The 23,814-nt window shown below is 64.9% G+C and carries 24 protein-coding genes and 1 pseudogene; 12 read left to right on the forward strand and 13 right to left on the reverse strand.

Annotation, left to right across the window (positions count from 1 at the left end; genetic code table 11):
* Window positions 1-42: 42 nt before the first annotated feature.
* The 5 genes and pseudogenes from ACIBG0_RS03695 to mptB form a co-directional block, all read right to left on the reverse strand.
* Window positions 43-387: pseudogene (locus tag ACIBG0_RS03695) on the reverse strand (alpha/beta fold hydrolase); the annotation flags it as partial.
* Window positions 388-408: 21 nt separating this feature from the next.
* Window positions 409-1,383, reverse strand: coding sequence for a heme A synthase (locus ACIBG0_RS03700; RefSeq protein ID WP_397028878.1), 975 nt, complete (start codon window positions 1,381-1,383; stop codon window positions 409-411).
* 141 nt (window positions 1,384-1,524) lie between these two features.
* Window positions 1,525-2,316 (reverse strand): ABC transporter permease, encoded by a 792-nt coding sequence (locus tag ACIBG0_RS03705; RefSeq protein ID WP_397028880.1) that lies wholly within the window; start codon window positions 2,314-2,316, stop codon window positions 1,525-1,527.
* The gene (locus ACIBG0_RS03710; RefSeq protein WP_397028882.1) at window positions 2,313-3,245 is read right to left on the reverse strand and encodes an ABC transporter ATP-binding protein; all 933 of its coding nucleotides are present in this window, start codon (window positions 3,243-3,245) and stop codon (window positions 2,313-2,315) included. The genes ACIBG0_RS03705 and ACIBG0_RS03710 overlap by 4 nt, the downstream gene beginning before the upstream one ends.
* A 128-nt stretch (window positions 3,246-3,373) precedes the next feature.
* Complete coding sequence (gene mptB, locus ACIBG0_RS03715; RefSeq protein ID WP_397030182.1) at window positions 3,374-5,122, reverse strand: polyprenol phosphomannose-dependent alpha 1,6 mannosyltransferase MptB; 1,749 nt, start codon at window positions 5,120-5,122, stop codon at window positions 3,374-3,376.
* A 370-nt stretch (window positions 5,123-5,492) separates the two neighbouring features.
* Here mptB and ACIBG0_RS03720 point away from each other — a divergent pair, with 370 nt between their 5' ends.
* From ACIBG0_RS03720 to ACIBG0_RS03750, 7 genes are read left to right on the forward strand one after another with little or no spacing between them, the layout of a single operon-like run.
* Window positions 5,493-6,299, forward strand: a complete 807-nt coding sequence (locus tag ACIBG0_RS03720) for a helix-turn-helix transcriptional regulator (protein ID WP_397030184.1) — start codon at window positions 5,493-5,495, stop codon at window positions 6,297-6,299.
* On the forward strand, window positions 6,296-7,732 hold the full coding sequence (gene sufB, locus ACIBG0_RS03725) for a Fe-S cluster assembly protein SufB (RefSeq protein WP_397028884.1): 1,437 nt from the start codon (window positions 6,296-6,298) through the stop codon (window positions 7,730-7,732). Before ACIBG0_RS03720 ends, sufB begins: the two co-directional genes overlap by 4 nt.
* The gene (gene sufD / locus ACIBG0_RS03730; protein ID WP_397028886.1) at window positions 7,732-8,943 is read left to right on the forward strand and encodes a Fe-S cluster assembly protein SufD; all 1,212 of its coding nucleotides are present in this window, start codon (window positions 7,732-7,734) and stop codon (window positions 8,941-8,943) included. The genes sufB and sufD overlap by 1 nt, the downstream gene beginning before the upstream one ends.
* Before the next feature lie 39 nt (window positions 8,944-8,982).
* Window positions 8,983-9,759 (forward strand): Fe-S cluster assembly ATPase SufC, encoded by a 777-nt coding sequence (sufC, locus tag ACIBG0_RS03735; RefSeq protein ID WP_397028888.1) that lies wholly within the window; start codon window positions 8,983-8,985, stop codon window positions 9,757-9,759.
* Between the two features lies 1 nt (window position 9,760).
* On the forward strand, window positions 9,761-11,014 hold the full coding sequence (locus ACIBG0_RS03740; RefSeq protein ID WP_397028890.1) for a cysteine desulfurase: 1,254 nt from the start codon (window positions 9,761-9,763) through the stop codon (window positions 11,012-11,014).
* A gap of 3 nt (window positions 11,015-11,017) precedes the next feature.
* A complete protein-coding gene (sufU, locus tag ACIBG0_RS03745) occupies window positions 11,018-11,512 on the forward strand; it encodes a Fe-S cluster assembly sulfur transfer protein SufU (protein ID WP_397028892.1) in 495 nt (164 codons plus the stop codon).
* Window positions 11,509-11,880, forward strand: a complete 372-nt coding sequence (locus ACIBG0_RS03750) for a metal-sulfur cluster assembly factor (RefSeq protein WP_397028893.1) — start codon at window positions 11,509-11,511, stop codon at window positions 11,878-11,880. The genes sufU and ACIBG0_RS03750 overlap by 4 nt, the downstream gene beginning before the upstream one ends.
* A gap of 34 nt (window positions 11,881-11,914) precedes the next feature.
* Here ACIBG0_RS03750 and ACIBG0_RS03755 read toward each other — a convergent pair whose 3' ends face one another.
* On the reverse strand, window positions 11,915-13,438 hold the full coding sequence (locus tag ACIBG0_RS03755) for a hypothetical protein (RefSeq protein ID WP_397028895.1): 1,524 nt from the start codon (window positions 13,436-13,438) through the stop codon (window positions 11,915-11,917).
* 111 nt (window positions 13,439-13,549) lie between these two features.
* Between ACIBG0_RS03755 and ACIBG0_RS03760 the strand changes: the two genes are divergently transcribed.
* Both ACIBG0_RS03760 and ACIBG0_RS03765 read left to right on the forward strand, forming a co-directional pair.
* Complete coding sequence (locus tag ACIBG0_RS03760; RefSeq protein WP_397028897.1) at window positions 13,550-13,798, forward strand: hypothetical protein; 249 nt, start codon at window positions 13,550-13,552, stop codon at window positions 13,796-13,798.
* A gap of 277 nt (window positions 13,799-14,075) precedes the next feature.
* Entirely contained in the window at window positions 14,076-14,513 is a 438-nt protein-coding gene (locus tag ACIBG0_RS03765; protein WP_397028899.1) for a DUF4189 domain-containing protein, read from the forward strand.
* Between the two features lie 68 nt (window positions 14,514-14,581).
* On the opposite strand, the gene ACIBG0_RS03770 is transcribed toward ACIBG0_RS03765, so the two are convergent.
* The 3 genes from ACIBG0_RS03770 to ACIBG0_RS03780 are packed head-to-tail and all read right to left on the reverse strand — an operon-like array spanning window position 14,582 to window position 17,144.
* On the reverse strand, window positions 14,582-15,244 hold the full coding sequence (locus ACIBG0_RS03770; RefSeq protein ID WP_397028901.1) for a methionine ABC transporter permease: 663 nt from the start codon (window positions 15,242-15,244) through the stop codon (window positions 14,582-14,584).
* Window positions 15,245-15,252: 8 nt separating this feature from the next.
* A complete protein-coding gene (locus ACIBG0_RS03775) occupies window positions 15,253-16,272 on the reverse strand; it encodes a methionine ABC transporter ATP-binding protein (protein WP_397028903.1) in 1,020 nt (339 codons plus the stop codon).
* The gene (locus ACIBG0_RS03780; RefSeq protein WP_397028905.1) at window positions 16,269-17,144 is read right to left on the reverse strand and encodes a MetQ/NlpA family ABC transporter substrate-binding protein; all 876 of its coding nucleotides are present in this window, start codon (window positions 17,142-17,144) and stop codon (window positions 16,269-16,271) included. Before ACIBG0_RS03780 ends, ACIBG0_RS03775 begins: the two co-directional genes overlap by 4 nt.
* Before the next feature lie 131 nt (window positions 17,145-17,275).
* Here ACIBG0_RS03780 and ACIBG0_RS03785 point away from each other — a divergent pair, with 131 nt between their 5' ends.
* A complete protein-coding gene (locus ACIBG0_RS03785; RefSeq protein WP_397028907.1) occupies window positions 17,276-18,142 on the forward strand; it encodes a MetQ/NlpA family ABC transporter substrate-binding protein in 867 nt (288 codons plus the stop codon).
* A gap of 9 nt (window positions 18,143-18,151) precedes the next feature.
* Here ACIBG0_RS03785 and ACIBG0_RS03790 read toward each other — a convergent pair whose 3' ends face one another.
* Window positions 18,152-19,204: an isopenicillin N synthase family dioxygenase gene (locus tag ACIBG0_RS03790; protein ID WP_397028908.1), complete on the reverse strand. Its 1,053-nt coding sequence runs from the start codon at window positions 19,202-19,204 to the stop codon at window positions 18,152-18,154.
* Between the two features lie 434 nt (window positions 19,205-19,638).
* On the opposite strand from ACIBG0_RS03790, the gene ACIBG0_RS03795 reads away from it, so the two are divergent.
* Entirely contained in the window at window positions 19,639-20,259 is a 621-nt protein-coding gene (locus tag ACIBG0_RS03795; protein WP_397028910.1) for a hypothetical protein, read from the forward strand.
* 3 nt (window positions 20,260-20,262) lie between these two features.
* Here the strand turns inward: ACIBG0_RS03795 and ACIBG0_RS03800 are convergent, their stop codons facing one another.
* On the reverse strand, window positions 20,263-21,042 hold the full coding sequence (locus ACIBG0_RS03800) for a helix-turn-helix domain-containing protein (RefSeq protein ID WP_397028912.1): 780 nt from the start codon (window positions 21,040-21,042) through the stop codon (window positions 20,263-20,265).
* 88 nt (window positions 21,043-21,130) lie between these two features.
* Between ACIBG0_RS03800 and ACIBG0_RS03805 the strand changes: the two genes are divergently transcribed.
* The gene (locus tag ACIBG0_RS03805; RefSeq protein ID WP_397028914.1) at window positions 21,131-21,508 is read left to right on the forward strand and encodes a nuclear transport factor 2 family protein; all 378 of its coding nucleotides are present in this window, start codon (window positions 21,131-21,133) and stop codon (window positions 21,506-21,508) included.
* A 266-nt stretch (window positions 21,509-21,774) separates the two neighbouring features.
* On the opposite strand, the gene ACIBG0_RS03810 is transcribed toward ACIBG0_RS03805, so the two are convergent.
* Window positions 21,775-22,710, reverse strand: a complete 936-nt coding sequence (locus ACIBG0_RS03810; RefSeq protein ID WP_397028916.1) for a Ku protein — start codon at window positions 22,708-22,710, stop codon at window positions 21,775-21,777.
* Window positions 22,710-23,813: a lycopene cyclase family protein gene (locus ACIBG0_RS03815; protein ID WP_397028918.1), complete on the reverse strand. Its 1,104-nt coding sequence runs from the start codon at window positions 23,811-23,813 to the stop codon at window positions 22,710-22,712. The genes ACIBG0_RS03810 and ACIBG0_RS03815 overlap by 1 nt, the downstream gene beginning before the upstream one ends.
* Between the last annotated feature and the right edge of the window lies 1 nt (window position 23,814).

Below are 23,814 nucleotides of genomic sequence, written 5' to 3' on the forward strand. Positions count from 1 at the left end.
CGCCAGGAATTCGGCCTCGACCATACCGATAATCTGATCGGTCACCCCGAGATGCTTGCGCAACCGCTCCATATCCGCGATCAGATGGTCAGTGGTGTTGTGCGCCATACCCGCAGCGGGATCCGAGGCATGCGGGAGGCATTCCCCGCAGCCGCGCTGGTCGAAGATCACGATCCGATACAGGTTGGGATCGAACAACTTTCGCGATCCGTGCTGGCCGCCGCTGCCTGGTCCGCCGTGCACGACGAGCGCGGGCTTGCCGTCGGGATTGCCGCTGGTCTCCCAATGGACCCGCTTTGCGTCGCCGACATCGAGCAGTCCGCGCTCATACGGCTCGATATTCGGGAACGGTGGTGGCGCTTCGGTACTCGACGCTGATGGGCCCATCCGCACAGCGTGTGCGAGGCGCTATGCCAACTGTTCGGTGGAGTTGGGGATCGGGGCTGAGACGCGTTCGCGGGTGCGCAGGCCCGCCCAGAGGGCGGCGGTGGCGGCGGTGCAGGCTGCGGCGCCACCGACGTGAGTGGCGACCAGGGCGGCGGGAACGTCGGTGAAGTACTGGATTACGCCGACCAGGGATTGGGCGCTGACCAGCCCGAGCAGGACGAACAGACGGGTGCGGACGGCGGGGGCGATGCCGACGGCGAAGAGTCCGAAGGCCAATCCGATGAGCAGTGCGAGATAGCCGACAAGCAGCTGCGCGTGCAGATGCACCAGGGTGACGATCTCGACCTGCAGGCGTTCGACCGGTCGTTCGATGCTCTTATCGCCGGCGTGCGGTCCCGCGCCGGTGACCAGCGTGCCCGCGATGAGGACACCGGCGAGCGCGACACCGCTCAGTCCGGTGAGCCAGCGCAGAGGTGCGGGCGCCTGGATCACCTCGATGCCGTCATCGGGTTCGCTCACCTTCGCGAACATGACCACCGCGACCCACACCATCAGCATCGACGCCAAGAGATGCACCGACACCGTCCACCACAGCAAACCGCTGCGCACGGTGATGCCGCCGATGATCGCTTGCAGTACCGTGCCGCCGGGCATCAACCACGCGTACACCAGCACCTCGTGACGGCGACGGGCCCGTGTGACGGCGAGCACTATGAGCGCCGCGCACAGCGTCACCGCGAAGGTCAGCATGCGATTGCTGAACTCGACGGTCTGATGCAGCACCGGAACCTCGGCCACCCCGGTCGGAGTGAAGCTGCCCGGGAAACACTGTGGCCAAGTCGGGCACCCGAGCCCAGACGCCGTGACCCGCACGATCGCCCCCGTGACGGCGATTCCCGCCTGTGACACGATGACCGCGACAGCAATCAATCGCTGCACCCGCAACGAGGGCAGCGGAAGTAAATCGACGAGCCGCAGAAACGCGCGATACAGCACCCAACAATCGTAGCGGGGCCCCTCCCACCCCCCGCACCCGGTCTACTACATTCCGTCGTTGCCCCTCGATCAAGATCAGGTGCACACTATGGCGGCGTCGCGAGAAGCCCGCGCCACCATTGCCACCTGATCTTGATCGGGTCAGTCGAAGCGGAAGAAGCGGGTGGCGAGGAAGGCGGAGATGCCGCCCCATGCGGCGAGGACGGCGATGCCGAACCAGTCGATGGTGGTGCGCATGGCGTCTTCCAGCGTGTCGGCCAGCGCTCCGGATGGCACCAACCGCACCAGCACATTCACCGCTGCGGGCAGACCATCGGAGGCGAACACGATGCTCGCGATGCCGAGCATGACGAACCAGAGGATATTCGCCAAGGCCAGCACGATTTCCGCCTTGAGTGTGCCGCCGAGCAGCAGGCCCATTGCCGCGAAAGCCGCTGTGCCCAGCGCGATCACCAGCGCGCCGAGCCCGAGTCCAGCGAGTTCCGGTCGCCAGCCGAGCCCGAATCCGATGGCCCCCAACAGAATTGCCTGCAGTACGACCACAATCAGTACTGCGGCGCTCTTGCCAGCCACGATGCCCCAGCGGGGGAGTGGGGTAGCGCCGAGTCGCTTGAGCGCGCCATAGCGCCGGTCGAATCCGACCGCGATGGCCTGTCCGGTGAAGGCGGTCGACATGACCGCGACCATCATGACCGCGGGCACGATCTTGTCGACGCGGTCCTCCCCGAGATCCCCAAACGGCAAGAGGCTGAGCCCGACCAGCAGTGTGATCGGAATGAACATGGTGAGCAGTAACTGTTCGCCATTGCGCAGCAGCAGGATCAACTCGAGCCGGGTCTGCGCGGTCATCATGGCGACGCGACCGCTCGGACGCGGATCGGGGGTGAAAGTGCCCGGCGCGAAGCGGTTTCCGGCGAGCTCCGGCTGGTTCATCCGCGTAGGTCCCGTCCGGTGAGTTCCAGGAAGACATCCTCGAGCCGACGCTGATCGATCCGGATATCGGTCGCCAGCACATTCTGCTGCGCACACCACGCGGTCACCGTCGCCAGCACCTGCGGATCGATCTCGCCCTCGACGAGATATTGTCCGGGAGTCGTCTCGCGCGGCGAGAAGCCTTCCGGCAGGGCGGTTTTCAGCAGGTGCAGATCGAGTTTGGGTGGCGCGGTGAAGCGCAGTTGGCCGGCCGCGCCGTGTGCGGTCACTTCGGCGGGTGTCCCGGAGGCGACGATCTGTCCGTGATCGATGATCACCAGTTGGTCGGCCAGTTGCTCGGCCTCGTCCATCATGTGCGTGGTGAGCAGCACCGTAACGCCGTCGCGGCGCAGTGCGTCGATCAGCTCCCACACGATGAGCCGGGCCTGTGCGTCCAGACCCGCGGTGGGTTCGTCGAGGAAGACGATGTCCGGCTTCCCGACCAGCGCGCAGGCCAAGGCGAGCCGCTGTTGCTGGCCGCCGGAGAGACGTCGGTACGGCGTGCGCCGATTGTCCTGTAGGCCAAGGGTTTTCAGTAACCACTCGGGGTCGAGCGGATCGGCGGAGTAGGCGGCGACCAGGTCGAGCATCTCGCCTGCCCGCGCACCCGGGTAGGCGCCGCCGCCTTGCAGCATGACGCCGATGCGCGGCCGCAATCGGTCGGAGTCGGCAATCGGATCCAGCCCGAGCACCCGCACCGAACCGGCATCCGGGGTCAGGAATCCCTCGCACATTTCGACCGTCGTGGTCTTACCCGCGCCGTTGGGGCCGAGTAGGGCCAGCACCTGTGCCTGCTCGACGACGAAGCTGATCCGGTCGACGGCGATGGTCTCGCCGTAACGCTTGACGACGCCGTCGATGCGGACGGCGGGTTCCGAGGCTGCGGTCACCATCGCGCCTCGGTGCTCGGCTCGGTCGCGTCCAAGGGTGCTGTGCCCATTGTTCGCTCGCTTCGCTCCCTCACGGTGTCACACCGTAAGCCGTCGACGGATGTGACCCGGACGACACCCCTGCCTCGTCAACTCTGCGGTCCGGCAGGACCGGCCGCGGTGGGCGCCGTATCCGCGCCTAGCTGGTGTAGCCGCCACGGCAGCGACTTGCGGGTGGCCAGAATCATCAGTGTGCAGGTGAGAACGGTGATGCAGGCCGCATAGATAAGGACGAAGGGTGGGATTTCGCTACCCGATGGCATGAGCATGACGCTGATTGCCGCGGAAGCGATCGTGGCTGGCACGCGGAAGGCGGGGCGGCTGGCCCATGCCGCCAGCGGGACGATGCCCCAGAGCAGATACCAGGGTTGCACCACTGGAAACAGCAGGACGACCGCGCCGAATGCGACGCCGAGTGCACCCACCGGATGCAGCCGACCCCGCCAGGTGGCCACCATGAGCCGCACCACGACCAGCGAGGCGGCAAGCGCCGCGATCGGTCGGGTGATGCTCAACAGTGCCGTGGTGTGGTCGCCCAATCCCAATAGCACGCCGCCGAATCCGGTAGCGACACCGAGCGCGGTGGGCAGCGACATCCAGCTGCGCACCGAGTTGGCCATGGTCAGGGTGTCTATCCAGCCGAAACCGAGTCCGCTGCCCAGGCATACCGCCAGCATGACGGCGCCGGTGACACAACCGAGGAATAGCGCGGCTCTGAGCACCGCACGCCAATCGCCGCCCCATTTTCGGCTCAAGGCCATCCAGACGAATGCCAGTGCCAGCATCGATGGAATCTTGACCATCGCGGACAGCGCGATCAGGGTGGTGCCCGATAAAAGCAGGACGAGTGCGTGTCCGCGTATCGGGCCGATATTGCCCAGGGCCGCCAGACAATATTCCAATCCGACCAGCATCAGGCCGAGCATCATGGCCTCGTTGTGCACACCGGATACCAGATGGAATATCACCAGTGGGTTCACCGCGCCGAGCCACAATGCGGCCACGGGCGATACTCGACATCGCTGGGCCAGTCGCGGCAGTGCCCAAACGATGCAGGCCACACCCAACAGCGCCAGCATTCGGTGCAGCAGAACTCCGGCGAGCATATTGTCGCCGACGATCTCGGCGATGCCCTTGCCCAGCCAGATAGAGAGCGGGCCATATGGCGCGGGCGAATTCTGCCAGATATTGGGCACGCTGCGCGTCAGAATGTGGTCCTGGCCGAGTCCCTGTACCGGGCCGACATCGTAAGGATCCAGTCCGCTCGCCGCGATTTCCCCCTGGGCCAGATAGGAATAGACGTCCTGGCTGAACATCGGCGGTGCGACCGACAGCGGGATGATCCACAGCAGCAGCGTGCGGTCCAGCTGAGATCGGCTGATGCGGCGAATGCGGTTGGACTGCAAGCCGAGTGCGAATCGGCCGAGCAGCAGCCAGGCCAGCATCACGATGACCGTGCCGACCATGGTCGTCGCCAGCCCCGAATTGTGCACCCGCGCTGGCAGCCCGAGAATCGCCTTGCCGTAAGTCGGATTCTGCAGCGTGGGTTGGGCGCCGAGACCGAGAGCGCCGATGGCCATCATGACCGAACCCGTCGCGCCCAACAGGCGGACCCGGCGCAATTGCGCGGTCTCCTGCGGGTTGAGTTCCGCGGCTTCGGGTTCGTTGATGTGCAGGGTGTCGCCGACGGTGTGGTCGGGTGCAACATCCAGGCCGATGATCCGACGCCCCAGCGCGACAGCGGTATTGATCGGCGCGGTCCGACGCAGGCGAGTCAGGGTGCCAGAGGTGGTCGACCGGCTGCGTTCGACACCCGGTTCGCCGTGTTCGCCTGACATCACGCGGTCAGCGTAGCCGATAGCACCGGTGTATCAGGTGCCCCGCGGAACGGACCGCGGCGCTTGTTCGCGCTGCGTTCGGCCGTCGCTCGTCCCCGATCGGATCACGCCGTGGAAGCGCTGCGCTCGGTCCCGATGAAGCTGTTCACGGTGCGCTGACGAATTTTCGTCACCGATGTGTGGCCTAAATCGCACTCGTAATTCTGTCGCGGGCTCGGGCTGGTCGTCGCGCAAGACTCGCAGGTGGTGAACCTGTCGCATCCGAACGCCGCCCGAAAAACGCTCCGGTGCAGGTCATCGGTCCCGTCAACTCAGGGCACCCTTATTAGATTCCGGGAACGAATTCCGTCACACTGGTGTTGTGAAAACCATGGGTTTGCCGCACGACGAGGATCGAGGGGCCGGTCGCCGTACCGGTGCCGAGTCCCTTGCTGCGCCCGCGCCCCTGGTCACGGGCGGTGAGGGACATACTCGCGCCGCCGTGGTCAAGCTGCTGCTCGAAGAGGGGCCGATCACGGCGACCGCGATCGGCACCAAGCTCGGTCTGACGCCGGCCGGTGTCCGTAGGCATCTGGACGCGCTGATCGAATCCGGTCAGGCACGGGCCAGCCACTCGGCGCCGTGGCAGCAGAAGGGACGCGGCCGCCCCGCCAAGCAGTATCAGCTGACCGCCGCGGGTCGGGGACGGCTCGGCCACGCCTATGACGATCTGGCCGGTGCGGCTATTCGCCAGCTCGGTGAGATCGGTGGCGAGCAGGCCATCGCCGATTTCGCGCGCACGCGGGCGCGCACCATTGTCAAAGGCATCGAACCGGTCGCCGAACACACCGCCGAATCCACCACGGCCAAGGCGGACGAGATCGCCGATGCCTTTACCGACGCCGGATTCGCCGCATCTACCCGCAAGGTCGGCGCCGGTGTACAGATCTGCCAGCACCACTGCCCGGTGGCCCACGTCGCCGAGGAATTCCCGCAGTTGTGCGAGGCCGAACTGGAGGCTTTCCGGGACCTGCTCGGAACTCACGTACAGCGACTTGCGACGATCGCCAACGGCGACTGCGCGTGCACGACCCATGTGCCGCTGTTCGTTCTCCCTATCACCGATAACGCTTCCCATGAAACCGCTGCACAGCCCGTAGCGGGACGTACGAACGACTCCGGAAGGAGTGCCGAATGACGACGACCACCGACCAGGTGCAACCGCTCACTCAGGAAGAAACCATTGCTTCCCTGGGCAAATACGGTTACGGCTGGGCCGATTCGGATGTGGCCGGTGCCAGTGCGCAACGAGGCCTGTCCGAGGCTGTCGTCCGCGACATCTCGGCCAAGAAGAACGAGACCGAGTGGATGCTCGAGCACCGGCTCAAGGCGTTGCGCATCTTCGATCGCAAGCCGATGCCGAACTGGGGATCGAACCTGGACGGCATCGACTTCGACAACATCAAGTACTTCGTGCGCTCCAGCGAGAAGCAGGCGGAAAGCTGGGAAGACCTGCCCGAGGACATCAAGAACACCTACGACAAGCTGGGCATCCCGGAGGCGGAGAAGCAGCGTCTGGTCGCCGGTGTCGCCGCGCAGTACGAGTCCGAGGTCGTCTACCACTCCATCCGCGAGGATCTGGAGAAGCAGGGCGTCATCTTCCTCGACACCGACACCGGTCTGCGCGAGCACCCGGAGATCTTCGAGCAGTACTTCGGCACGGTCATCCCGGCCGGTGACAACAAGTTCTCCGCGCTGAATACCGCCGTGTGGTCGGGTGGTTCGTTCATCTACGTGCCGCCGGGCGTGCACGTCGACATTCCGCTGCAGGCCTACTTCCGGATCAACACCGAGAATATGGGCCAGTTCGAGCGGACGCTGATCATCGTCGACGAGGATGCCTACGTGCACTACGTCGAGGGCTGCACCGCGCCGATCTACAAATCCGATTCGCTGCACTCGGCGGTGGTCGAGATCATCGTGAAGAAGGGCGGCCGCTGCCGCTACACCACCATCCAGAACTGGTCGAACAACGTCTACAACCTGGTCACCAAGCGGGCCAAGGCCGAGGCGGGCGCGACCATGGAATGGGTCGACGGCAATATCGGCTCCAAGGTCACCATGAAGTACCCGGCGGTCTGGATGACCGGTGAGTACGCCCGTGGTGAGGTCCTGTCGGTGGCCTTCGCCGGTCCCGGTCAGCATCAGGACACCGGCGCGAAGATGCTGCACCTGGCGCCGCACACCTCCTCCACCATCATCAGCAAGTCGGTGGCGCGTGGCGGTGGTCGTGCCTCCTACCGCGGGTTGGTGCAGGTGAACAAGGGTGCGCACGGCTCCAAGTCGACCGTGAAATGTGATGCGCTGCTCGTCGATACGATCAGCCGCTCCGACACCTACCCCTACGTCGATATCCGCGAGGACGACGTGACGATGGGCCACGAGGCGACCGTCTCGAAGGTGTCCGAGGATCAGCTGTTCTATCTGATGAGCCGCGGCCTCACCGAGGACGAGGCCATGGCGATGGTGGTGCGCGGCTTCGTCGAGCCCATCGCCAAGGAGCTCCCGATGGAATACGCGTTGGAACTGAACCGGCTCATCGAGCTGCAGATGGAAGGGGCCGTTGGCTGATGGCGACTGGCGTAATTGGAGCGGTCGAGGGCGAGAATCCCACGGCCAAGCCGATTCAGAACCCGGGCGCAGGAGCCGCGACCAACAAGGGGGAGGTCTTCACCTCCTACGACGTGAACGCCTTCGAGGTGCCTTCGGGCAAGGACGAGGCGTGGCGGTTCACCCCGCTGCGGCGTCTGCGTGGTCTGCACGATGGAACCGCGGTCCGCGACGGTCGGGCGACGGTCGAGGTCTCCTCGGTCGATGGCGTGCGGGTGGAGACCGTGGCGCGCACCGATGCTCGCCTCGGTGCGGCCGGCGTGCCGTCGGATCGTGTTGCCGCCCAGGCGTATTCGGGTTTCGAATCGGCGACGGTCGTGTCGGTCGGCTCGGAGACCGAGGTCGCCGAGCCGGTCGTCCTCACGGTCACCGGTCCCGGCGAGGGTAAGACCGCCTACGGGCACCTGCAGATTCGCCTCGGCAATTTCGCCGTCGCCACCGTGGTCATCGACCAGCGCGGCAGCGGAACCTACGCCGAGAATGTCGAATTCGTGCTCGGTGACAGCGCGAAGTTGACCGTCGTCGCGGTCCAGGACTGGGCCGACGACGCCGTGAATACCACCGCGCACCACGCCAAGCTCGGTCGCGACGCCACCCTTCGTCATATCGCGGTGACACTGGGCGGCGATCTGGTCCGCCTCACCGCGAACATTCGCTACGACGGTCCCGGCGGCGACGCCGAACTGCTCGGCCTCTACTTCGCCGACGCCGGTCAGCACTTCGAGCAGCGCCTGCTCGTCGATCACGCGGTGCCGCACTGCAAGTCCAATGTGCTGTACAAGGGTGCGCTGCAGGGCGACCCGCATTCGCGCAAGGGCGATGCCCGCACGGTGTGGGTGGGTGATGTGCTCATTCGCGCCGCCGCCGAGGGCACCGACACCTTCGAGGTGAACCGCAATCTGGTGCTCACCGACGGCGCGCGCGCCGATTCGGTGCCGAACCTGGAGATCGAGACCGGTGAGATCGTCGGTGCCGGACATGCCTCCGCGACCGGTCGTTTCGACGACGAGCAGCTGTTCTACCTGCGCGCTCGCGGCATCCCGGAGGATGCGGCCCGCCGCTTGGTCGTGCGCGGCTTCTTCCACGAGATCATCCAGAAGATCGCGGTCCCCCAGATCCGGGAGCGGCTGGAGGCGGCCATCGAGGCCGAACTCGCCGCGATCGGCGTCTAACCGACTGAAAACCACTCCCCACAAAGGAATTCGAATTCGATGACCACCCTGGAAATCAAGGACCTGCACGTCGAGGTCGCCAACCCGGACGAGTCCGGCGAGCCCATCAAGATCCTCAAGGGCGTGAACCTCACCATCTCCTCCGGTGAGACCCACGCGATCATGGGCCCCAACGGCTCCGGCAAGTCGACCCTGTCGTACGCGATCGCCGGGCACCCGAAGTACAAGGTGACCTCCGGTTCGATCACTCTCGACGGCGAGGACGTCCTCGCGATGTCCGTCGACGAGCGGGCGCGCGCGGGTTTGTTTCTGGCCATGCAGTACCCCGTCGAGGTCCCCGGTGTTTCGATGTCGAACTTCCTGCGCACCGCGGCCACCGCGGTCCGCGGCGAGGCCCCCAAACTGCGCACCTGGGTCAAGGAGGTGAAGGAGTCGATGAACGAGCTGGAAATCGACGCCGCCTTCGCCGAGCGCAGCGTGAACGAGGGTTTCTCCGGTGGTGAGAAGAAGCGCCACGAGATCCTGCAGCTGGGCCTGCTCAAGCCGAAGATCGCCATCCTCGACGAGACGGACTCCGGCCTGGACGTCGACGCACTGCGCATCGTCTCCGAGGGCGTCAACCGCTACAAGGAGCGCGAGAACGGCGGCGTGCTGCTGATCACGCACTACACCCGCATCCTGCGCTACATCCAGCCCGAATTCGTGCATGTCTTCGTCGGCGGCCGCATCGTCGCCGAGGGCGGCGCCGAGCTGGCCGAAGAACTCGACGCGAACGGCTACGTACGTTTTACCCAGACCGCTACCGCTGGAGCCTGATATGACCGCCATGGTCCGCACCCTCGACGTCGCCCGGATCCGGGCCGACTTCCCGATCCTGAACCGCACGGTTCGGGACGGGAAGCCGTTGGTGTACCTGGACTCCGGCGCGACCTCGCAGCGTCCGCTCGCGGTACTGGACGCGGAACGGCAGTTCCTGATCGAGAGCAATTCGGCCGTGCACCGCGGTGCGCACCAGCTCGCCGAGGAGGCGACCGACGCGTACGAGGGCGCGCGTGCCGATATCGGCCGATTCGTCGGCGTGGACGCCGATGAGATCGTATTCACCAAGAACGCGACCGAATCGCTGAACCTGGTGACCTACTCGTTCGCCGACGACCGGTTCCCGTATCACGTTGGCCCCGGCGACGAGGTCGTCATCACCGAGCTCGAGCACCACGCGAATCTCGTGCCGTGGCAGGAACTCGCGCGCCGTATCGGTGCGACTCTGAAGTGGTACGGCATCACCGAGGACGGCCGGATCGATCTAGATTCGCTCGAATTGTCACCTGCCACGAAGGTTGTCGCGTTCACCCACCAGTCGAATGTGACCGGTGCGGTCACCGATGTCGCCGAACTGGTGCGTCGGGCAAAGGAAGTCGGCGCGCTCACGGTGCTGGATGCCTGCCAGTCGGTGCCGCATATGCCGGTGAACTTCCGTGAGCTCGGGGTCGATTTCGCCGCGTTCTCCGGGCACAAGATGCTCGGCCCGTCCGGTGTCGGCGTGCTCTACGGGCGGCGCGCGCTGCTCGAGGAGACCCCGCCGTTCATTACCGGCGGTTCGATGATCGAGACCGTCACCATGGAGGGCAGCACCTACGCGCCGCCGCCACAGCGTTTCGAGGCCGGTGTGCCGATGACCTCACAGGTGGTCGGATTGGGCGCGGCCGTGCGGTATCTCGAACAGATCGGCATGGAAGCCGTTGCGGCACACGAGCAGACGCTCACCGGTGCGGCGCTGGAGGGACTCGCGGGGATCGCGGGCGTGCGGATCGTCGGACCGACCGAGAATATCGATCGGGGCGGCGCGGTGTCGTTCGTGGTCGAGGGCATCCACGCCCATGATGTCGGGCAGATTCTCGACGACGAGGGTGTGGCCGTGCGCGTTGGCCACCACTGCGCTTGGCCGCTGATGCGTCGTCTCGGCATTGCGGCCACCGCGCGTGCGTCCTTCGCTGTTTACAACACTCTCGATGAGGTAGATCAGCTGGTAGCCGCGGTGCGGAAGGCCCAGAACTTCTTCGGAGTTGCATAAGACATGCGCATGGAGCAGATGTACCAGGAAGTGATCCTGGATCACTACAAGCACCCGCATCACCGCGGGCTACGGGAGCCGTTCGGCGCCGAGGTGCACCACGTCAACCCGACCTGCGGTGACGAGGTGACCTTGCGCGTCCAACTCGACGACAACGGTGACGTCGCCGATGTGTCCTACGACGGTCAGGGCTGTTCGATCAGTCAGGCCGCCACCTCGATCCTCACCGATCAGGTGATCGGACTGCCGGTGCAGCAGGCACTGAAGGTGGTCGACTCCTACAACGAGATGATCTCCAGCCGCGGCACCGTCGAAGGCGACGAGGACATGATCGGCGATGGTATCGCGCTGAGCGGGGTGTCCAAGTACCCGGCGCGGGTCAAATGCGCACTGCTGGGCTGGCTGGCGTTCAAGGACGCGGTGATCCGGATAAGCTCCGCGGAAGAGGCCAAACGGACCATGGGCAGCGATATCTCCACGAATGGAAAAACGTCATGAGTGAGACACCGGCTACCGAAACGACCGAGCAGGTCGAACTTTCGGCCGAGGACATCAAGCAGCTCGAGGATATGGAGGAGGCGATGCGCGACGTCGTCGATCCCGAACTCGGCATCAATGTCGTCGACCTCGGCTTGGTCTATGGCATGAGCGTCGACCAGGACAATATCGCCACCCTCGATATGACCCTCACCTCGGCGGCCTGCCCGCTGACCGATGTCATCGAGGACCAATCCCGCAACGCGCTGGTCCGCTCCGGTCTGGTCGAAGACCTCAAGATCAACTGGGTCTGGATGCCCCCGTGGGGGCCCGACAAGATCACCGAAGACGGTCGCGAGCAACTGCGCGCCTTGGGCTTCACGGTCTAGGACCGCTAACTCACTGCGGCGACAGCAGCGCTGATCAGCACTGCTGTTGGAATGGGAAACACCGTGCCGCAGGTGGCTCGGATGTGGCTGGCAGTTTCAGCTGCCCTGCCGGTTCCGTGCTCGATTCCGGCCGGGGCTCTACGACAGCTGGTTTCGGGTGCATCCCTTCGGAGATAAGTAACCAGCTCGTGGCGATTATCGCCCCGACTACCACCGCCGTCGCAAGCAGTTGCGGCAGGCCCGCGATGAGTTTCATCCCGGTGGCAGCCACGGCGACAAAGCAGCGGCGCACCGCGGCCGCCAGCCGAGGAGCCGAAGCCCGATGCGGACGCGCGGCGGGAGCGTTGCCCGGCTGCGACAATCGCACCGGTCGCGGCTGGGCCTTCGTCGGCGGTTGCGCCTCGAACGCCGATGAAAGCGGTGGTGCTTGTGCCGAAACCGGCTGCGCCTCAACGATCACCGGAGGTTGGGTCTGTTTCGGTGATACGGGCTGCGGCTCAATGTCCGGCAAGGACCCGGTCTCGGTCGAACGCTGCGGCCCCTTTGCCTGCGCGACCGAAGCCGGAGGCTGATTTCTCGCTGCCGCCGTTGCCACAAGAATCGGTGAGATCGGTTTCGGCAGCCAATTCCGCAGGCGCGGCTCTCGGTGCGAACGACCTCGGCGGTCGAGACCACGGCGCGGCGCAGGCTCGTCCAACGATTCATCGGACTCGATCCACGACGACCAACTGTCGGTGAATGCCGAGGACAACTGGGCATCCGACTGCGCCTGCATCGCGTCTGGATGGTCCAGCGATTGCGACTCTGCCTGCGGCGGGGCGGATACCAGGGCGTGCTGCTCGATTTCGGGCCGCGATAGTGCCTCGTTTTCCGGCGGCGCTTCGTCGATCTCGGTCGGCAGCCACGGTGGGTATGCAGCTGAGCGCTCCGACGACATACGAGCGTCGTTGGGAAGTGCCGCGGCACCGACCGCGGCCGACGCATAGGCTGGCACCAGCACCTTCGACGCGGAACGCTTGGGTCGTCCGGTTTGCGACGGAAACCCCTCGGCCACCAGCTCTTCGACCGTGACCACATGCGAAAGGCCGAGCTCGCCGAGCAATTCGTATGCCTGCTCCGCGGTCCAGATCAGCTTCCGGTTCGCCGTTCGAAGGAACCAGGCGCGCAGCTCCGTCGACGAGCCGACCACGGTACCGCCGGACTTCCGTGATTCGCGCTCCGTTGTGACGGCCGCTTCTCCGGGCGGCACGGCCACGACCAGCCGATCGACGAAGGCATCCGGATGCTGCCCGCGCACCAGCCGGCTCAGGTCGAGTGGATCATCGTCGCGCAGCGGAACAGACTCCGCATCGGTGTTCTGGGCTTCGATCACGACCACGGCGCGCGGAGTGATGACCACCACGTCCGTCTGCCGTGTTGCGTCACGTGTGTCGTCATCGGGGATGGGATACCCCGAAACAGCAAGCCCCACAATGACGTATTGACCATTCCAAGTCCGTATCCATTCGAGCACGCACTGTTCGGCCCCTTGTATGTCCCGTTCGTTGACAACCAGCATCGAGGGTCACCCTCCATCTCGCCTGCACAGTCGACCTCCCAACGGTATTCATCACGGACGTCCCGCGAGAATCCGAAAGGCACTCAAAGAGCAGGGTTTTGGCGACAAAAGGTGTCACTATATCGGCGCGTCGGCAGGGGTGTCGCGGCGGACCGGGGGCTTCCCAACCAAGTTCCGGCCCGCGCCTATGTTTTCGGGTCGGACTATTCGGAGAAGTTCGTGGAGTGGGGATTTCCTCCGAAAACGCGGTTCGTGGTCGACGGGCTGGAGTTGATCGCTGCCGTGCTGCTGGTGCTTCGGCGCCGGGCGAGCAGCGTCTCGGGCGCGGCCATGCTGGTACTGGTGCCGACCGGCGCGTGACCACACATCTGATTGATGACGCGCCGTCTGGCAGGGCACTTGGCGCCGATCCACCTGGTGATCATGATGGTCGTCGCGCTGGCGAATTCGCTGCGGACTGGCGAGAGGTGCTGCCGCCGTGGAGCCGCCGTATGACATCGCCGGCGCGAGATACTGTGGCGTTGCGAGGTCGCTGCCCAACCGATGTCCAGCCCTGGTGATACAAAGATTTGGACAATTCGGATCGGAGCGGTCAGGATTCGAGCGAAGCTATTTTCGGAACTGGGGAGCGCAACACATGTCACTATCGTCCAAGGCTGCCATGGGTCTGGTGGCCGCGTCCGCGGGTGCGTTCGTCGCTGGCGGGGCCGGTGCCGCGCAGGCGGAGGATGGTCTCTACGGCTCGCTGGCGATTTCGGTGTCCGCTCGCGGCGATGCGACTCTCGGATGGGCGTACAACTACTCGAACTGGGCGGATTCGGATCGTGCCGCGGTGCAGCAATGCGGACTGTCCAGCTGCCATGTCATCGTGCAGTTCGCCAATTCGTGCGCGGCCGTGGCCCGCAATGGCGATGATCACTTGGGCTGGGCTTGGGCGCCGACACGGGCCGAGGCCGAGCAACAGGCGATCGCCAATGCCGGGCCGACGGCACCGCCGCCGCTGCTGAACTTCGGCAGCTCGGCGCCGCGCGAACCCCGCATCGTCGATTCGCAGTGCACCGCGAACGCGAGCTGAGGTAAGCCGAGTGCGCTCTCGACACGATCCGCGTCGAGAGCGCACTCGGTTGTGGCCGCGCCGAGGGATCAGCGGCGCAACACCTTTCGGGCAATGAAATTGCCCATGAACTGGATGCCCTGCACGCCGACGATAATGATCAACGTCGCGACCAGCGTGACCTGCCAGTCGAAGCGCTGATACCCGTAGACCAGCGCGAAATCACCCAGCCCACCGCCGCCTACCGTGCCCGCCATGGCGGACATATCGACGATGGCGATCACCACGAAGGTGTAGCCGAGCACCAAGGGCCCCAACGCTTCCGGGATCAGCAGTGTCAGGATGATCCGCAGCGGACCGGCGCCGACGGCCCTGGCCGCCTCGATCACGCCCGGATCCACCGTGACCAGATTCTGCTCCACGATGCGGGCGATACCGAAGGATGCCGCCACGATCATGACGAAGGCCGCGGCCTCTGTACCGATCGTCGTCCCGACCACTTCGAGGGTGACCGGGCCGAGTGCCGCCAGCAGGATGATGAACGGAATCGGCCGGACCACATTCACCACCACATTGAGCAGCACATTGATCGGCGCATTCGCGAGCAGTCCGCCCTTGCGGGTGGTGTAGAGGGCGGTGCCGAGGAACAGCCCGATCAATCCGCCGACCACGAAGGTGAGCAGCACCAGATAGATGGTGGTGCCGATGGCCTCGGTCAGTACCGGCCGGAGTTTGTCCCAATCCGTATGCACGAGTCCCCCTATCCACCGACCCGGTGATCGAACGTTTCGACCACCTTGTCCACATCGTCATCCGATCCATGCAATGCCAGCGTGACGCTGCCGAATGTCTTGTCCTGCAACGTACTCACTCCGCCGTACACCACTTCGAACTCGACACCCGCACGCGCGGCCGCGGCCAGCGCCGCACCGATCCCGCGCTTGTCATCGATATCCACGGTGACCAACCGCCCACCGTGCAGCTCACCGAGGCGCCGCAGTTCTTCGGCATCGGGCCGATTGTGCAGCACGGTTTCCACGAACGACTGCGTCGGCATCGCCTGCGGGGTCGCGAAAACCTCGAATGTGCTGGCCAATTCGACGATCTTGCCCTCCGCCAGCACCGCGACGCGATCAGCCACCGCGCGGATCACATCCATCTCGTGCGTGATCACCACAATGGTGACGCCGAGTTCGCGATTGATCTTCTTCAGCAGTCGCAGCACCTCACCGGTGGTCTCCGGATCCAGCGCCGAGGTCGATTCGTCGGCGAGCAGCAGCGACGGCGAGGTTGCCAGCGCCCGGGCGATGCCGACTCGCTGCTTCTGACCGCCCGAGAGCTGATCAGGATAGCTGCGGGCCTTATCCTCGAGCCCGACGAACTCGAGCAGCTCCTTGACCCGTGCCTTGCGTTCGGCGCGCTTCCAGCCCGCGACCTTCAGCGGATACTCGATATTGCCTGCGGCCGTGCGCGACCGGAACAGGTTGAACTGCTGGAACACCATCCCGATATCTCGGCGGATGCGGCGCACCTGCGCCTCCCGCACACCCGTGATGGGTGTGCCGGAGACCTCGATGGTGCCGGTTGTCGGCTTTTCCAGCGCGTTGATCAGCCGGACCAGCGTGCTCTTGCCCGCACCGGAATAGCCGATCACACCGAAGATTTCGCCCTGCTCGATACGCAGATCGATATCGTCGAGCGCGACCTGCTTATCCGTCCCCTTGCCGAAAACCTTGGTGACCGAGCGGAATTCGACCGCGGGAACCTGCTGCTCGCTCACTTGCCGTCTTTGATGGTCTGCTGCACCCTGGCCAGGATCTGCTCCAGCTCGGGACCGCTGCGCTTCACTTCGACCGCGGTGTTCTTGGTGACCTCGGCGTGTGCCTGCTGCACCTGCGGATCGTGCCAGAGCTGGGCCACCTTCTGATACAGCTCGTTGTTCTTGTCCTCGGCCCTGGACACCACGACATTGATGTACGGCTCGGCCGCCGGATTCTTCGGATCATCCTTGTAGAGCGCCGAATTGGGGTCGATGCCGGAGCGATCGAGGAAGGTGTTGTTGATGATCGATCCGTCGACAGAGGCCAGCGAGAGCGCGGTCTGCGCCGCGTCGACCGGGGTCACCTTGACCTTGGATGCGCCCTTATCGATATCCGCGGGCGTCGGCGCTTTGCTGTCGCCGGAGAGCTTCAGCAAACCGGCAGCTTGCAGCACGAACAGCGCCCGCGCCTGATTGGTCGGATCGTTCGGGATCGCGATCTCGGCGCCCTGCGGCAGATCCGCGAGCGACTTGTGCTTCTTGGAGTAGAGCCCGAGCGGCACGATGTAGGTGGCGGCGATCGGCGTCAGGGTGTCGTTATTGGCGACGTTGTAGGCGCCGAGGAACTGCAGATGCTGGAACAGATTGAGATCGATCTGCTTTTGTGACAGTGCGAGATTCGGCTGCTTGTAATCGGAGAAGTTGGTGATTCGCAAGTTGATGCCCTGCGCCTTGGCCTTCTCCTCGAAGACGTCCCAGGCGTGGTCCTTGTCGGTGGTGCCGATGCGCACTACGTTGTCGGAGGAAGCCTTGTCGTTGTTGCCGCACGCCGTCAGGGTGAGGGCCGCGGTGGCTACCAGGACCGGGATCGCCAGTACCCGATGGAATTTCACTCGTGCTCCCGAATGCTTGTCGCAATATGAACCCGGTAATCCAAGCGATGCGTCCAGCAGGCGGACAACGGTTTGGATTGTGCTGAGCGAAACCCTGGCAACTAGCTGGACGAGCGTCTAGGTTGCTGGTAATGCGATTGCTGCGCCGTGTTCTGATGATTCTCCTGCCTCTCGCCCTGGCGGCCGGCGGTGGCGGGTGCGGTCGGGAGCACCACGACGATGTCGTGCGCATCGGTGTGAACGACATCTCGCTGCCGCATTGGGATGTCTACAAGAAAAAGGCCGCCGAACAAGGTATCGACGTCGAATTCGTCAACTTCACCGACTACAACCAGCCGAATCCCGCACTGGCACAACGCCGCCTCGATCTCAACAAGTTCCAACACGTGCGGTATCTGGCCAACTACAACGTCCGCAACAACGACACCCTGGTGCCCATCGGCGCGACCGAGATCTACCCGCTCACGCTGTACTCGCGCAAGCACAAGTCGGTCGCGGAGATCCCCAAGGGCGGCCAGATCACCTTGAGCAACAACCCCGCCAACCAGGTCCGCCCGCTGCTCGGCTTGGCCGCCGCCGGACTGATCGTGCTGAAGGGCGGTGCGAGCTGGAATTCGAAGATCGAGGATGTGGACACCGAGGCGTCGCGGGTGACGCTGAAGACCATCGATCCGACGCTGACCGCGCAATCCCTCGAGAGTGTCGACGCCGCATTCGTCGACGACACCTTCGCCCGCCCCGCGGGTCTCACCAAGAACGAGACCATCTTCACCGATGATCCGGAACGCCCGGAACTCCAGCAGTACATCAATATCTTCGCCGCCCGCGCCGAAGACAAGGACAACCCGAAACTGCTCGCGCTGGTGCAGCTCTACCACGATCCCGAGGTGGAGGCGGCCATTCGGGCGGAGGCCGGATTCCAGGGCATCTTCAAGACGAATACTGCGGCAGATCTGCAAGCCACGCTGGCAGAGTTGGAGACCGAATTCCGCAAGTGAGTGGCGCGCTCACTCCTTGGGATGTTCGGTGCCTGCCACCGCGAGGGCTCGTGACGCCTCCCAGGTGGCATTGGTATTGGGTTGCAGGGCACGAGAACCGGCGAGTTTCGTGCGCAGGTGCTCGGCGACGGTGATCGGGGCGTATTTGCGGCCCTCGCCGAGACAGGAGGGCAGCGTTTCGATGACGGCATCCGGATTGCCGTCGTGGAAAAGCGCTGCGCTGCGGCGTCTTTGGATGGTGCCGTCGGTGATCGGTGGCATGACCCGATGCAGAGTGGACAGCCAGCGTTCGTTGGTCCAACGCGCCATCACATCGCCGAGATTGACCAGCAGGGCATTGTCGGCGGGCTGCACATCGTGCCACCGGTTATCGGCGCCGACAACCTGAAGGCCGGGGACCTGATCCGCCCACAAGACGGTGACGATGCCGTAGTCGGTGTGTTCGCCCATACCAGTGAGTTCGCCGTCCAGCTGCACGGTGCCGGGCGGCAACGCGTAGTTGTTCATCCGCAGGACGTCGAGGGAATGGTCGGTGAACCGGGTGAAGTAGCCCGGAGGCAGCTCGAGGGCGTCGGCGAAGATGCTCGTGAGGGTCCGAGCGATGCGGGCGGCGTGCGCGAAATAGGTCTCCACGGGTAAGCGGAAGCCGGGAACCTCTGTCGGCCAGAGATTTTCGGCATAGTCGCTCGCGGACAACTCGACCTCCGGATAGGCGGCCGCCGGGATGCCCACATTGAAGGCCTCGAAATAATCGTTCATGCGGGTGGCGGATGTGACGCCGAGGCTCAGGCTGAGGCTCTCGCTCTTGGGCGGGGAGTAGCCACGATTGATTTCGGGCGGAGTGCGATAGCCCTGCTTTATCGCTGGGTCGAGTTCGAAGAAACTGTCGATAGCGGACGCGAAGTCGTCCAGCACCGGCTGTGGGATGGCGTGGCCCGTGATCTGCATGAAGCCGACGGTGCTTGCGGCGGTGTCGATTTCGCGGGCGACGGCCCGCCGCTCGGCCGCGGAACCATCGCCGACGTAGGGCGAGATATCGATGACCGGCACTCGGAATTCCACTACCGTGTCCTTCCCTCGACAACATATCGATGATAAGCGACAGCAATCAGAATTTGCTGATCTCGCCATGCGGGCCGGGATGAGACAGCCCTTCCTGAGCCAGATGGTCGGCACGCCCTTGATGATGAGCCCATATCGGCTGGGCCACGGCACTCGGCCCAGGGCGATCTGCTGCCCGCACCCGACGCCCGGGGCATGCGCGCCGACGAAGGTGCGCTGATCCCGGTCGCCCCGATGCCGCTGTCGGCCGGGCGCCGCGTATGCGGCCGAACAGTTCAGGCGACATCGAACCCGGTCAGCACATCGGCGAGTGGTTCGAATCCAGCTGCATGAGCAGCCTGCACCGCCGAGATCCGCTGGTCATCACCGTCCCCCGCTGATTTCGCTGGCGCGATTCGGCAGCGCGAGCGGGCCGCAGCGGCGATGATTTCCGAGTGGACGACATCACCTATCAGGACACCCGGCTCGCGCTGCACGCGGTGGGGGAGTTGTTGATCGCGGGCCCACAATATCGGCGGTACGGGACCATCCGACTACGGGTGGTGCACGGTGGTTTCGGTGGTGCGCAGTGGCCGGTGTCGGTGGTCGGCACCGATCTGGTGTGGCCGGAAGGCCGGGTCGCGCTCGCGGGCACCTTCGACAAGGTCGCCGCCACCGCGGGCTTCCAACCCGAGTCGCCGGCCGCTGTCTACGCCGACACCACCGGAGTCGACCCCGGTGATCAGCTCGCTGTCGATCCAGAGGCCGCGCGCATCATCGCGGACTGGTTCGCGCTCGGGGATTCGACGCTGCGCTGCACGGCGCCCGATGTCATCCCGGTGCTGTGGCCGGAGCATTTCGATCTGTCGAGCACCGTCAATGAGGTCAATTACGGTGTGTCGCCCGGAGATTCGGTGCATCCGGGACCGTACGCCTATGTCGGCCCGTGGACACCGCGCACCGGCGAATTCTGGAATGCCCCGTTCGGCGCGGTGCGTGCGCGCGAGGAGGTCGACAACGCTGCCGCCCTGCTCGACTTCTTCGAGGAAGGCAAAGCGCGGGCCGCCGAGTCCTGAAGATCACCTGGCGAGCGCGTGCAGGTATGCGCTGGTGGTTTGATCGGCGGGAAAGTAGGACTCGATGGCGATCTCGTCGAGCGTCACATCGAAGGCGGCGCCGAACCGCATGATTGTGTTGAACAGCGACAGCTGGGTGCCGCGATGCTCGAGCTGGATCGGCAGCGCTACCTCGGACGGATCGACCTGCGGAAAAACGCCTTCCGATGTGAACGCACTCAGTTCCCTGTGCAGCGCTGCCAATACGGGGTCGCCGGACAGTTCCGCCTGCCGCGCGAGGCGTGGCAGCAGGAACCCACGCACCTGTTCGATATTCCGCACACGCGGCGCGAATCCCTTGGGATGCAGACCGATTCGCATCATGTTGATCGGTGGCTCCAGCAGTTCCGCGGCCACGCCCTCGAAGAACACGTCCGCCGCCGTATTGGCGAACAACAGATTCCACTGTCGATCGATGGCAAGCGCCGGAAACGGTTCGTGGGCATCGAGTACCCGCCGGACCGCGGTCCGCGCCTGCACAAGATCCGGATCGTCGAGTGCGCGATGCTGGTATGTCGGCGCATACCCGGCCGCGACCAGCAGCCGGTTGCGTTCACGCAGCGGGATGTCCAGATGTTCGGCGAACCGCTCGACCATCGCCGGGCTGGGAATGGTGCGCCCGTTCTCCACGAAACTCACATGCCGTGTCGAAATGCCCGATTGCACGGATAAATCGAGCTGACTGAGCCGGCGCCGCAGCCGCCACTCGCGCAACAGCGCCCCGACGGGTCGTTCGCTATTCACCCGGCCAGTATCGCCACGCCGGGTGGGGCGCCGCCATTACATGTCGGGTAATGGACAGGCTTACCACGCTCTTGGGACGGTAACCGGCATGACGAACAACCTGGCAACCCGCAATAAGGATCTCCTACTGCACGGCCTCGCCGAATTCAGTCGGGGCAATATCGAAATACTGCGAAACCTCTTGCACGAGAACTTCATCGAGCACAGTCCGGGCAATCCGTCCGGCCGAGACGCCTTCATCGAGTTCACCGCGAACGCACCCGTGGCCACCGCCCGACTCGACATCAAACGGGTCATCACCGATGCCGAATACGCCGTCGTGCATTACCACATGATCGCGCCCGACGATGATCGTGGCGTGGCGGTGGTGGATATCTGGCGGCTGGTCGACGGCGTGATCACCGAGCACTGGGATGTCGTACAACCGGTGCCCGACGCCGACCAGCTCCCGCACGGCATGTTCTGATCCGGGCTAGCGGGCGCCCGCATCGGCCAATCGGCCGCGGCGGATCAGCGCCCCGCTGGGTGCCCGGCGCCGCCGCGGGCAGGGCGGCGTCCTCGGGGCTCATTCCGAAAGGACGGACGAACAGCGTCACCGATGCGGCGGGGAGGAACCCTTGCGGCTCATCAGCGCCGCCGAGGCGGCATCGCGCTGCGCGATATTGGTGACGACGCGCCTGGCATCGCGAGCGAACAGCGCCTCCGAACAGATATCGACGAGGCGGCGGGCGATTATGCGCCCTTGCGGGCCGCCGCCTTCTTCGCGGTCTTCTTGGCGGGCTTGGCGGCGGTCTTCTTGGCTGCGGTCTTGGTGGCCTTCTTCGCCGGTGCCGCCTTTGCCTTGGGCTTGGCGGCGGCCTTGCCCGAACTCTCCGCAGTCCGCCGCCCACTGGCCTCCAGACTGCGTTGCAGTGCGGCTACCAGGTCGACGACCTCCGCGTCCATCGCGGCGGGCGCCTCCTCGGGCTGACTGACCACCTTCCCGGTGCCGCTGGCGATGGCCTCGTCGAGCACCTTCTGCAGCTCGATCTGGTACTCGTCGGTGTATTGCTCGGGATCGAAGTCGTCGGACATGGTCTCCACCAGCGTCTCGGCCATCTTGATCTCCTGCGGCTTCGGCTCGGCGACACCGTCCAGGGATTCGAAATCGACGGAGCGGACCTCATCGGGCCACAGGAGCGTCTGAAGCACCAGTACACCGTCGCGTACTCGCAGCGCCGAGAGGCGGGTCTTCTGTCGGAGCGTGAAATGCACGAGCGCGGTCCGATCGATGCGCTCGAGCGTCGTCGCCAGCAGCACGTAGGCCTTGGGCGTGTTCGAGTCGGGTTCGAGGTAGTAGCTCTTCTCGAACAGGATCGGGTCGATCTGGTCGTTGGGAACGAACTGCAGCACCGGAATCTCATGCTTCTCGGCGGCGGGCAGCTTCGAGAAGTCCTCGTCGGTCAAGATGACCTTGTCACCCTCCGGGGATTCATAGGCCTTATCGATATCGGCGTACTGCACGGACTTGCCGCAGACCGTGCAGACGCGGTCGTATTTGATCCGCCCGCCGTCCTTGGCATGCACCTGGTGGAACCGAATGTCGTGGTCCTCGGTGGCCGTATACACCTTGACAGGGACGTTTACCAGCCCGAACGCAATCGAGCCCTTCCAGATAGCTCGTGCCATTACTCCATCATGGACGAACCCATTCGAATAGGCGAGCGAATCGGAATCCCGAGTGTCGCGGTCGCGACGCGCCGACGCAGTGGTGCGGGCAGGGCGACGAAGAGGGTGCGCATGGCGGCGACGGTGCCGCCGAGATCGGTGCGGCCCGAGAGATAGGCCCGTTGCATTCGCGGCGGCAGGGTGAAGAAGGCATCGAAGAACACAGGGAGGTCGTCGGGCGGTAGCGCGAGCAGCGCGCGCAGGCCCGCGGACCGCAACGCGTATACCGCTCGCGCCTGAGCGGGCCATGCCGACGAATCGAGAGCGACGGTGTCGGCGGCGGCGAGGGATGCGATGACGCTGTATCCCGTTGCGGGATGGGTGAATGCACCCGCCGCGCCGAACCGCCGCCGTCCGGGGCGGCCGCCCTGCACCGGGAACCGTACGCGTTCCACAGGCTCGGTCCCGGTGAGTTCGATTCCGCGCGAACGCAACCGGTGGTGCAGTCGGTCGCACAGCACGGCGGTGTCGAGGGCGGGGCGACCGGCGAGGCAGGTCTCCTCCAGCAACATCGTCTCCGCGCTCAACGGCACCGCGTACAGAAACGACCGTGGCGCACCGGGTTCCGCGCCGTTGTCAGCGCGCCAGTCCATGAACAGAGGTGTGCTGTCGGCGTCACGTTCCACGATTACGCCGTACGCGGTTTGCTCGGCGAGTGCGGGGGAGCGGTGAATTCCTCGTGCGTCGATAACACGTTTGCCGCTGATTTTTGTTTCCGAAGCCAAAGTCACTGTGTTGTGCCGAATTTCGACAACGCGATCGGTAACTATTTGTGCGCCGTCGAGATTCAGTGCATCCCGCAACCGCGCGGAGTCGAAGACGATATAGGTTCGGTCGAGTCGATGCGGTCTGGTGCCCCAGGCCGTCGGATGCGCCACGGTGGTGGCGATAACCGACGGATCCAGCCATCCCGGCAGCTCGTCGTGCCAGCCCGCATACGTCGCCGACCAGCGGCGATCAGGCACCGGATCGATTGCGGTGACGGACATTCCGTGTGCGAGACAGCGATGTGCGAGTGCGCGACCGGCGGGGCCGAGCCCACAGACGATGAGGTCCACGCTCATC

It is taken from the genome of Nocardia sp. NPDC050630 (genome assembly GCF_044457245.1).
GTDB lineage: Bacteria > Actinomycetota > Actinomycetes > Mycobacteriales > Mycobacteriaceae > Nocardia.

Bases quoted from the DNA above. Each gene is read 5' to 3' on its own strand.
- ACIBG0_RS03705 (WP_397028880.1), bottom strand. From the start codon at position 2,316: ATGAACCAGCCGGAGCTCGCCGGAAACCGCTTCGCGCCGGGCACTTTC.
- mptB (WP_397030182.1), bottom strand. From the start codon at position 5,122: ATGTCAGGCGAACACGGCGAACCGGGTGTCGAACGCAGCCGGTCGACC.
- ACIBG0_RS03720 (WP_397030184.1), top strand. From the start codon at position 5,493: ATGGGTTTGCCGCACGACGAGGATCGAGGGGCCGGTCGCCGTACCGGT.
- sufB (WP_397028884.1), top strand. From the start codon at position 6,296: ATGACGACGACCACCGACCAGGTGCAACCGCTCACTCAGGAAGAAACC.
- sufD (WP_397028886.1), top strand. From the start codon at position 7,732: ATGGCGACTGGCGTAATTGGAGCGGTCGAGGGCGAGAATCCCACGGCC.
- sufC (WP_397028888.1), top strand. From the start codon at position 8,983: ATGACCACCCTGGAAATCAAGGACCTGCACGTCGAGGTCGCCAACCCG.
- ACIBG0_RS03740 (WP_397028890.1), top strand. From the start codon at position 9,761: ATGACCGCCATGGTCCGCACCCTCGACGTCGCCCGGATCCGGGCCGAC.
- sufU (WP_397028892.1), top strand. From the start codon at position 11,018: ATGCGCATGGAGCAGATGTACCAGGAAGTGATCCTGGATCACTACAAG.
- ACIBG0_RS03750 (WP_397028893.1), top strand. From the start codon at position 11,509: ATGAGTGAGACACCGGCTACCGAAACGACCGAGCAGGTCGAACTTTCG.
- ACIBG0_RS03755 (WP_397028895.1), bottom strand. From the start codon at position 13,438: ATGCTGGTTGTCAACGAACGGGACATACAAGGGGCCGAACAGTGCGTG.
- ACIBG0_RS03765 (WP_397028899.1), top strand. From the start codon at position 14,076: ATGTCACTATCGTCCAAGGCTGCCATGGGTCTGGTGGCCGCGTCCGCG.
- ACIBG0_RS03785 (WP_397028907.1), top strand. From the start codon at position 17,276: ATGCGATTGCTGCGCCGTGTTCTGATGATTCTCCTGCCTCTCGCCCTG.
- ACIBG0_RS03805 (WP_397028914.1), top strand. From the start codon at position 21,131: ATGACGAACAACCTGGCAACCCGCAATAAGGATCTCCTACTGCACGGC.
- ACIBG0_RS03810 (WP_397028916.1), bottom strand. From the start codon at position 22,710: ATGGCACGAGCTATCTGGAAGGGCTCGATTGCGTTCGGGCTGGTAAAC.
- ACIBG0_RS03815 (WP_397028918.1), bottom strand. From the start codon at position 23,813: ATGAGCGTGGACCTCATCGTCTGTGGGCTCGGCCCCGCCGGTCGCGCA.